Annotated in this window: 8 protein-coding genes; 3 read left to right on the top strand and 5 right to left on the bottom strand. The window is 62.4% G+C overall.

The window, feature by feature from the left end; genetic code table 11:
• Positions 1-128 precede the first annotated feature (128 nt).
• From M2400_RS33030 to M2400_RS33050, 5 genes are read right to left on the bottom strand one after another with little or no spacing between them, the layout of a single operon-like run.
• The gene (locus M2400_RS33030) at positions 129-902 is read right to left on the bottom strand and encodes an enoyl-CoA hydratase/isomerase family protein (RefSeq protein ID WP_259201380.1); all 774 of its coding nucleotides are present in this window, start codon (positions 900-902) and stop codon (positions 129-131) included.
• Complete coding sequence (gene atuD, locus M2400_RS33035) at positions 899-2056, bottom strand: citronellyl-CoA dehydrogenase (protein ID WP_169385866.1); 1158 nt, start codon at positions 2054-2056, stop codon at positions 899-901. The genes M2400_RS33030 and atuD overlap by 4 nt, the downstream gene beginning before the upstream one ends.
• Before the next feature lie 21 nt (positions 2057-2077).
• Positions 2078-3694 (bottom strand): geranyl-CoA carboxylase subunit beta, encoded by a 1617-nt coding sequence (gene atuC, locus M2400_RS33040; RefSeq protein ID WP_177048354.1) that lies wholly within the window; start codon positions 3692-3694, stop codon positions 2078-2080.
• 3 nt (positions 3695-3697) lie between these two features.
• Entirely contained in the window at positions 3698-4570 is an 873-nt protein-coding gene (locus M2400_RS33045; RefSeq protein WP_259201381.1) for an SDR family oxidoreductase, read from the bottom strand.
• A gap of 12 nt (positions 4571-4582) precedes the next feature.
• Entirely contained in the window at positions 4583-6361 is a 1779-nt protein-coding gene (locus M2400_RS33050) for an acyclic terpene utilization AtuA family protein (RefSeq protein ID WP_259201382.1), read from the bottom strand.
• Positions 6362-6513: 152 nt separating this feature from the next.
• On the opposite strand from M2400_RS33050, the gene M2400_RS33055 reads away from it, so the two are divergent.
• From M2400_RS33055 to M2400_RS33065, 3 genes are all read left to right on the top strand, one after another.
• Positions 6514-7137, top strand: a complete 624-nt coding sequence (locus M2400_RS33055) for a TetR/AcrR family transcriptional regulator (RefSeq protein ID WP_010166492.1) — start codon at positions 6514-6516, stop codon at positions 7135-7137.
• Between the two features lie 99 nt (positions 7138-7236).
• Positions 7237-8025 (top strand): ABC transporter substrate-binding protein, encoded by a 789-nt coding sequence (locus M2400_RS33060; RefSeq protein ID WP_177080050.1) that lies wholly within the window; start codon positions 7237-7239, stop codon positions 8023-8025.
• 66 nt (positions 8026-8091) lie between these two features.
• A complete protein-coding gene (locus tag M2400_RS33065) occupies positions 8092-9105 on the top strand; it encodes a GNAT family N-acetyltransferase (protein ID WP_259201384.1) in 1014 nt (337 codons plus the stop codon).
• Positions 9106-9222 lie beyond the last annotated feature (117 nt).

Genomic DNA, 9222 nt, shown 5'->3' on the forward strand with positions numbered 1-9222 from the left:
CGAGCATTAGCGAGGTGCCGAGTGGTGGGGCAAGAGCGTTTTGCTTACTTTTGCGCTTTTCAAAAGTGAGCCGCTGTAAGAGCGGAACCAATAGCCGCCCTGACCGCAGAAACGGATACGCCCCCAATTCATGACGCCCACCCCGGCTTACGCTTCTGCACAAAAGCCTGAGTCCCCTCAATCCCTTCCTCACCACAAACCGCCTCGGCAAACCACTCGGCAGCCTGGTCCAGCAACGGCCCAAAACCTTGCCCCGCGCTAGCCAACACCAAAGCCTTGGTCCGCGCATTAGCCCCCGGCGCACACCGCAAAACCTGCCCCAACACCTCATCCACCCGCTCAGCCAACGCCTGCGGATCGTGCTCCACAAAATGCACCAACCCCAACCGCAGCGCCTCAACCCCATCAAACCGCGCCGCCGTCAAAGCCAGCCGCCGCGCCTGAGTCAACCCGATACGCTTCACCACAAACGGCGCAATCTGCGCCGGCAGCAGCCCAAGGCTGGTCTCCGGCAACCCAAACTGCGCCTGATGATCCGCAATCGCCACATCACTGACACACACCAACCCAAACCCGCCACCCAGCACGGCACCCTGAAGCACCACAATCACCACCTGCGGCAGCGCCTCAACCTCCTGCAACAGCGTGCCAAACGCCCGGTTCAACGCCTGCAACCCGTCCGTGCCCCCGGCGCGAGCCATGTCCTTCACATCGCCACCCGCCGAAAAGTGCCCGCCCGCGCCACTGATAACCAACGCCCGCACCGACTTGTCCCCAGCCACATCGGCCAGTACCGAACGCAACTCGGTCACCATCTCAAGGCTCATGGCATTGCGGCTGTCCGGCCGATTGAGGGTCACATGCAACACCCCGTTATGCGGCTCCAGCAACAACGTATTCACGACTTTTTCCCCGGCAGGGTGCCCATCAATTTGCAGATGATCCCCAGCATGATCTCGTCCGCCCCACCGCCAATCGACACCAGCCGCACATCCCGATAAGCCCGGGCCACCGGGTTGTCCCACATGAACCCCATGCCGCCCCAATATTGCAGGCAACTGTCGCTGACTTCCCGCCCCAGGCGCCCGGCCTTGAGCTTGGCCATGGAGGCCAGGCGCGTCACGTCCTGGCCCTTGATGTATTGCTCGGTGGCCTGGTACACCAGTGCCCGCAGGCATTCGATTTCGGTGGACAGTTCGGCCAGGCGAAAGTGGATTACCTGGTTGTCGATCAACGCCTTGCCGAACGTCTTGCGCTCCTTGCAGTACTCGATGGTGCTGTCGATGCAGTACTCCAGGCCCTTGACCATGTTGGCCGCGCCAAACAGCCGCTCTTCCTGGAACTGCAGCATCTGCATCATGAACCCCGCGCCTTCATGGCCGATGCGGTTGCGCTGGGGGATGCGCACGTCGTCGAAAAACACCTGGGCGGTTTCCGAGCTGTGCATGCCGAGCTTTTCCAGGGGCGGGCTGACGCTGATGCCGGGGGTGTTCATCGGCACCATGATCAGCGACTTGTTGATGTGCGGCTTGTCGTCCGAAGTGTTGGCCAAAAGGCAGATAAAGTCGGCGCTCGGCGAGTTTGTGATCCACATCTTGCTGCCGTTGATCACGTAGTCGCTGCCGTCCTTGCGGGCGTGGGTTTTCAGCCCGGCCACGTCAGAGCCGGCGCCGGTTTCCGAGACGCCGATGCAGCCCACCTGTTCGCCGCTGATGGCCGGGCGCAGGAATTCGTCGCGCAATTCGTCGGAACCGAAGCGGGCCAGGGCCGGTGTGCACATGTCGGTTTGCACGCCAATGGACATCGGGATGCCGCCGCAACGGATGCTGCCGAACTCTTCGGCGGCGACGATGGAATAGCTGTAGTCGAGGCCCATGCCGCCGAATTTTTCCGGCTTGGAAATGCCCAGCAAACCGAGGTCGCCGGCCTTGCGGAAAATCTCGTGGATCGGGAAGCGCCCGGCTTTTTCCCACTCATCGACGTGAGGATTGATCTCGCGCTCGACAAAGCCACGGACGGTACGGCGCAGTTCTTCGTGTTCCTGGGTGAAGATCATTCTTATTGTTCTCCTGAAGAGTTAAAACCGCGCCACACCAAAGCTGTTGGGCTGTAGTTGCCGCACTTCGGCTTCATGGCAGATGTCCAGCAGAAACCCGAGCAAGGTCCGTGTGTCCCGCGGATCAATCAGCCCGTCGTCCCACAGGTTGGCACTGCCGTAGAGCGCGGTGGACTGGCTGTCGAGTTTCTGGGCGGTGACCTGTTCGAGCATGTCGAGCACCTTGGGGTCAGGCACCAAACCGTCTTTCAATTGCTTGGCCTCGGTGACGATCCGCAGCACCTTGCCGGCCTGGGCGCCGCCCATCACGGCGGTGCGGCTGTTGGGCCAGGCGAAGATGAAACGCGGGTCGAGGCCACGGCCGCACATCGCGTAGTTGCCGGCGCCGTAGGAGCCGCCGACGACGATGGTCAGCTTCGGCACCCGGGCGTTGGCCACCGCCTGGATCATCTTCGCGCCGTGCTTGATCACGCCTTGCTGTTCCGATTCGGTGCCCACCATGAACCCGGTGGTGTTGTGGAAGAACAGCAGCGGCGTCTGGCTCTGGTCGCACAGCTGGATAAATTGCGCGGCCTTGCTCGCGCCCTTCGGTGTGATCGGCCCGTTGTTGCCGATAAAGCCGCAGGCCCGGCCCTGGATATGCAGGTGCCCGCAAACGGTGTGCGGGTCGAACTCGGCCTTGAATTCGAGGAAGTTGGAAGCGTCCGCCAGTCGCGCGAGGATTTCCCGCACGTCATAGGGCTTTTTCGGGTCGTCGGGGATCAGCCCCAACAGCTCTTCAATCGGGTACAGCGGCTCGCTGTAAGCGCGCGGGTGTGAAGGCGGCAAGCGGTCGTCCCACGGCAAAAGGCTGACGATCTCGCGCACGATACGCACACCGTCAGCATCGTTTTCCGCCAGGTACTCAGCGGTGCCGGCGGTCTGCGCGTGCATCTCGGCGCCGCCCAGTTCTTCATCGGTGGCGACTTCGCCAGTGGCGGCCTTGAGCAGCGGTGGGCCGGCGAGGAACAGCTTGGCCTTGCCGCGCACCACCACCACGTAATCCGAAAGCCCCGGCTGATACGCGCCGCCCGCCGTGGCCGAGCCATGCACCACGGTGATCTGCGGCAAGCCCATGGCCGACATGCGTGCCTGATTGGCGAAGCTGCGTGCGCCTTCGACGAAAATCTCCGCCGCGTAATTAAGGTTGGCGCCGCCGCTTTCTGCCAGCGTCACCACCGGCAGTTTGTTTTCCATGGCGATCTGTTGCAGGCGCAGGGATTTTTTCAGCCCCGAGGGAGAAATGGTCCCGCCCTTGATCGCACTGTTATTGGCCACCACCAGCATGCGCACGCCGCTGACGTAGCCGATGCCCGCGATCAACCCGCCGCCGGCGGCGCTGCCGTCCTTGTCGTCGTGCAGCTTGTAGCCGGCCAGGCTTGCCAGCTCAAGGAACGGCGCGCCAGGGTCCAGCAGCAAATTGAGGCGTTCGCGCGGCAGCAGTTGCCCGCGCTTGTCGAACTTGGCCTTGGCCTCAGCCGCCTTGGCCAGCAGGTTTTGCTCCAGTTGGCGCAGTTGATTGACGCCTGTGAGCATCGCTTCGCGGTTCTGCGCGAATTGCGGGCTGTGGGCGTCGAGTTGCGAGTCGATCACCGGCATGGCTTATTTCTCCTCCTTGAGCACGTCCGGCAAGTACGCCCGGTGGAAACCATTAAAGGACACGCTCGGCGGTTGCGCCTTGTGCAGCGGCCAGGCGCGGCTGCCGAGGCTGGCGGCGCCGTCGATGCGCAAGGTGCTGCCGCTGACGAACGCGGCGGCGGGGCTGAGCAGGAACACAATCGCCGCGCTGACTTCCGATTCGGTGCCGATGCGCTTGAGCGGCACGTGCTCGCGCAAGGTCGGGATCACCGCCTTGAACGCGCCTTCGTAGGTGTCCATGCCGCTGGAGGCAATCCAGCCCGGCGCCACGGCGTTGACCCGCACCCCGGCGTAGCCCCATTCGAAGGCGGCGGTCTTGGTGAAGTTGTCCATGCCCGAACGCGCCGCGCCGGAGTGCCCCATGCCCGGCATGCCGCCCCACATGTCGGCGAGCATGTTGACGATGGCGCCGCCGTGTTTGCTCATGCTCTGGTTGAACACTTCCCGGGCCATCAGGAAACCGCCCACCAGGTTGGTGCGCAACACCGTTTCAAAGCCCTTCTGGTTGATCGACGCGAGAGGCGAGGGGTACTGGCCGCCGGCGTTGTTCACCAGGCCATGAATCGGGCCGTGTTCCTGGATCACCTGGCTGACCAGTGCCTTGACCGCTTCTTCATCACGGATATCGCAGGCCTGCCAGCTGGCGCGGCCGCCGTCTTCGATAATCTCTGCCGTCACCCTTTGCAGTTTTTCCGGCTTGCGGCCCACCAAAATCACCTGGGCGCCGAGGGCCGCCAGTTCGTGGGCGGTGCAGCGGCCAATGCCACTGCCGCCGCCGGTAACGATGAGGGTCTGCCCCTGGAACAGGTCGGCTTTGAAGATCGAGTCGAAGGCCACGGCGTGGGTCCTTTAAGTGAGTTGATCGGCAATGTGCTGCGGCACGGCAATCGGGATTTCCAGCAGTTGCTGGGCGAACGCCTTGCCTTGGGGGTCGATGCGCAGGCTGGCAATCCCGCCGCCGCCCAGGGCGTTCTCCAGCAGGAAGTTCAGGCTGTGGCTGCCGGGCAGATACCAGCGCTCGACGCGGCCGTGGATCGGGTCGAGCACGTGGCTCATCCAGTCGACAATCACTTCGGGGGTCAGCGCTTCGGCGATCCACGCCAGGTACTCGGGCTCGCGGGCGATCACCCCGATGTTGCTGTGGTTGCCTTTGTCGCCGGAGCGGGCCACAGCCAGCTTGACCAGCGGCACGTTGGCGTCGGCGCGGCCTTGGGGTTTGGGCGGGTCGATCAATTCGATTGACGTGTTCAGCGGTTCGGCCACAGGCAGTTCGCAGGCATGCCGTTCGCCAAGAAAGTCGACCTGCAATTGGCAGGCGCTTTTATCGATCAGGAATGAAAACAGCCGAATCAGCGGATATACCGTGGGCCGCCCGCCGACGATCCCGGTGAGCCCCGGCGCCATGCCGGTGGCCGCCTGGGCAATCTCCCGGGCGAACAGCACCAGCGCCTGTTTGCTGGGGTGACGCGCCGCCAGTTTCACCACCACTTCGCGGCAGTCCTGGCGTTGGGCATGGGGACCGTAGGTGGCTTCGCTGCCCAGCAGTTCGATGTTGACGTCGGTATAGGGCGCCCAGCCGCGCTGGCTGAACAGCTCTGAGGTCTTGTTGATGATCGCCTGGCTGACCCGCTCGGCCTTGGCCACCGCGTCGATCCCGGCGATCAGGCAACTGGCGGTGCAGCGAAAACCATCGGGGTAGGTGGCGCTGACTTTGTATTGATCGGTGGGTGGCCGGCCTTTGGCGCCGTGCAGGTGTACGCGGTTCTTGCCTTGTTGCTGGAGCTTGACCTGGCTGAAGTCGCAGATCACGTCGGGCAACAGATAGGCGCGCGGGTCGCCGATTTCATACAGCAGTTGTTCGGCGACGCTCAGTTCGCTGATCAGCCCGCCAGTGCCGTCGACCTTGCTGACGGTGAACTGGCCGTCGGCGCTGACTTCCACAATCGGGAAGCCGATGTGTTCATAGTCCGGCACCTCGCGCCAATCAGTGAAATTGCCGCCGGTGCACTGGGCGCCGCATTCGATGATATGCCCGGCCAATGCAGCCTGGGCCAGGCGGTCGTAATCCTGCCACGACCAGTCGAACTCATGCACCAGCGCCGCGCTGACCACGGCGCTGTCCACCACGCGGCCGGTGATGACGATATCGGCACCCAGTTTCAACGCCTGCACGATGCCGGGTGCGCCAAGGTAGGCGTTGGTGGACACGCACATCGCCGGCAAAGGCGCGCCGCTGAACATGTCGGTGATGCCATGCAGTTGCTTGAACTGCGGTTGCAGGTCATCCCCCAGCAGCACGGCGATCTTCAACGGAATCTGCGCCTGGTCGCAGGCCGCCTGCAACGCGGCGGCGCAGGCCTGGGGGTTGATCCCGCCGGCATTGCTGATCACACGGATGCCCTGGCGCTGGATATCCGCCAGCAGCGGCGTCAGCACCTCGACGAAATCCGTGGCGTAGCCGGCCTGGGGATCTTTCATCCGTGCTCCGGCCAGGATCGACATCGTGACTTCCGCCAGGTAGTCGAACACCAGGTAATCCAGCGCGCCGCCGTGCACCAACTGCGCAGCGGCGGTGCAGGTGTCGCCCCAGAAGGCGCTGGCGCAGCCGATGCGTACCGTCTTGTTCATGAGAAGTCCTTCTCTGAATGGCTGGACTGAGACTACCAAGCAAGCGCTTGGTTTGTAAACTCTGGTCACAACTTTGCCCCAAGCGCTTGCTTGGTTGGCTGCCACGGCCTAAATTGCCGCCCAAGACGTAACCAGAAGTTAAGGAGAGCAGCATGGATGAGCAAAAAGCCCTGCGGGTGATGCGCACCATGGTCGACGCCGGCCAATTGACCGACCCCGACAGCGCCCGTGGCAAGCTGCTGCAAACCGCGGCGCACCTGTTTCGCAACAAGGGTTTTGAGCGCACTACGGTGCGCGACCTGGCCGGCGCGGTCGGAATCCAGTCCGGTAGTATCTTTCATCACTTCAAGAGCAAGGACGAAATCCTGCGGGCGGTGATGGAGGAAACCATCCACTACAACACCGCGTTGATGCGCGCTTCCCTGGCCGAGGCAAACAACGTGCGTGAGCGCGTGCTGGCGCTGATTCGCTGCGAATTGCAGTCGATCATGGGCGGCAGCGGCGAGGCCATGGCGGTGCTGGTGTATGAATGGCGCTCACTGTCGGCCGAGGGCCAGGCCCAGGTGCTGGCCTTGCGCGATATCTACGAAGACATCTGGTTGCAGGTGCTGGGGGAGGCGAAGGAGGCCGGTTATATCAGGGGCGATGTGTTTATCACCCGACGCTTCCTCACCGGCGCCTTGTCCTGGACCACCACCTGGTTTCGTGCCCAGGGCAGCATGACCCTGGAGCAACTGGCCGACGAAGCCTTGCTGATGGTGTTGAAAGCTGACTAGCCGGTTCACGCAAGCTATTAATTGTGGGGCAGAAAGTTGTCTCGATAGACAAAAACGCCTAGCTTAGCGGGATCAAAGTTTTCGACGGTGTGTGCCTTGATGTGTTCGCCTTGGCGATTGGCTGCAGGACTCTCAATATTGGCGCTTGGCGCACTGTGGCTGATGCCGGCTTCGGCCGCCCAATTGGTGAGGGTCGGTGCTGCGCATTTTCCGCCGTACACCGTGCGCCCGGAGCAGGGCGCCGACACCGGGTTGCTGCCGCAACTGGTGGAAGCCTTGAACGCCCTGCAAACCGATTACCAGTTTGTGCTGGTGCCCACCTCGATTCCCCGGCGTTTTCGCGACTTCCAGCAGGGCCGGGTCGACATGGCGATCTTCGAAAACCCGAACTGGGGCTGGCAGGACATTCCCCATACGGATGTCGACATGGGTCTGGAGGATGCGGAAATATTCGTGGCCCAGCAGGAGCCGGGTCGCGACCAATCCTATTTCGCTGACTTGGCCGGCAAGCGCCTGGCGGTGTTCAGCGGTTATCACTATGCGTTCGCCAACTTCAACCCCGACCCCAAGTACATGGCGGAGCACTTCAACGCCACGTTGACCTATTCCCACGACAGCAACCTGCTGATGGTCGCCCGGGGCCGGGCCGACATTGCCCTGGTGACACGCTCCTACCTCAGCGACTTCCTGGTGCGCAACGCCGATACGGCGGGGCAGTTCCTGGTGTCGGAGCGGATCGACCAGATCTACCATCACTACGCGTTGCTGCGGCCCAAGGCACCGATCACCGGGCCGGCGTTTGCCGGGCTGCTCAAGCAACTGCGTGACAACGGCCAGTTGCTGAAGATCTTCGAGCCTTACCGCATCGATGTGTTGCCGGTGCCCTGATCGTCTAAATTTTTGCCCTTGGCTCACGTCACTTGTTGAACTGTCGACGATTCGTGAGCCCATCCCATGTCCAATCTGAATGACCTGTTTGTCCTGCCCTTGCCGGCGGGGCCTGCCCTGAATGCTGATGAAACTGACAGCCGCCTGAGCCTTACCCTTGAAGGGCAGCCGTTGATTCGCCTGCGCCTTGAGCGGGGCGATGAGCTGCAGGTGCACTTGCAGGAGCCCGGCAGCGTGCCGGCTGCCCGTGCTCTGTGGGCGGCTTGTTACTGGCTGTTTGCCAAGGAACCGGGGCGCCAGCGATTGGTTTGGCGCCTTGAGCATGCGCCGGATGATGCCCTGCGCAGTGGGCTGCTGGTGGCGACCGAGGTGGCCGGGCAGTTTCATTGCGAGCGCACGTTGTTCTGGCAGCTGCCGCAGCCGTGGTTGGGGCAGTCACTTACGGGGACTTATCCGCAGCAGATGATCATCAGTGGTGGCAAGCGGCATCCGGCCCGTGCGCCGAAGCCGCGGGGTGAGGTTTATCGGCGGTTTGATGCGCGGTTGGGGGCGTGGATTTCGCTGCGAACGGTGGAGATTGACGTCGATCTGGCGCGTTTCAATCGGTGGCAGAACAGTACGCGGGTGGCGAATTTCTGGCAGGAGAGTGGCAGTCTGGAGCAGCATCGGGAGTATCTGGACAAGCTGGATGCGGATCCTCATGCGTTGACGTTGATCGGCTGTTTTGATGATGAGCCGTTTGCGTATTTCGAGGCGTATTGGGCGAAGGAGGATCGGATTGCGCCGTTCTATGATGCGGCGGATTACGATCGCGGGGTTCATATGCTGGTGGGTGAAGAGCATCACCGGGGGCCGCACAAGGTTGCGAGTTGGCTGTCGGCGTTGGTGCATTACCTGTTTCTGGATGATCCGCGTACTCAGCGGGTGGTGGCGGAGCCTCGGGCGGATAACGGGAAGATGATTGGGTATATGCAGAACCAGTGTTTTCACTGTGAGAAGGAGTTTGATTTTCCCCACAAGCGGGCGGCGTTGATGATCCTGGGGCGGGAGCGGTTTTTTGAGCGGTGTGGGTTGGTTTGACCGGGTGCATATCCGTTATTTGGGTAACGGCGGCTTATGGTTTCGCTCTTACAGCGAGTCACTTTGCAAAAGCGGCAAAGTAACCAAAACGCTCTGCCCCGCCTGTCGGCACCTCGC

This window comes from Pseudomonas sp. BIGb0558 (assembly GCF_024807515.1).
Lineage (GTDB): Bacteria > Pseudomonadota > Gammaproteobacteria > Pseudomonadales > Pseudomonadaceae > Aquipseudomonas > Aquipseudomonas yamanorum_A.

Coding starts and splice junctions, on each gene's coding strand:
- atuD (WP_169385866.1), bottom strand. CDS start 2,056: ATGATCTTCACCCAGGAACACGAAGAACTGCGCCGTACCGTCCGTGGC.
- atuC (WP_177048354.1), bottom strand. CDS start 3,694: ATGCCGGTGATCGACTCGCAACTCGACGCCCACAGCCCGCAATTCGCG.
- M2400_RS33065 (WP_259201384.1), top strand. CDS start 8,092: ATGTCCAATCTGAATGACCTGTTTGTCCTGCCCTTGCCGGCGGGGCCT.
- M2400_RS33060 (WP_177080050.1), top strand. CDS start 7,237: ATGTGTTCGCCTTGGCGATTGGCTGCAGGACTCTCAATATTGGCGCTT.
- M2400_RS33055 (WP_010166492.1), top strand. CDS start 6,514: ATGGATGAGCAAAAAGCCCTGCGGGTGATGCGCACCATGGTCGACGCC.
- M2400_RS33050 (WP_259201382.1), bottom strand. CDS start 6,361: ATGAACAAGACGGTACGCATCGGCTGCGCCAGCGCCTTCTGGGGCGAC.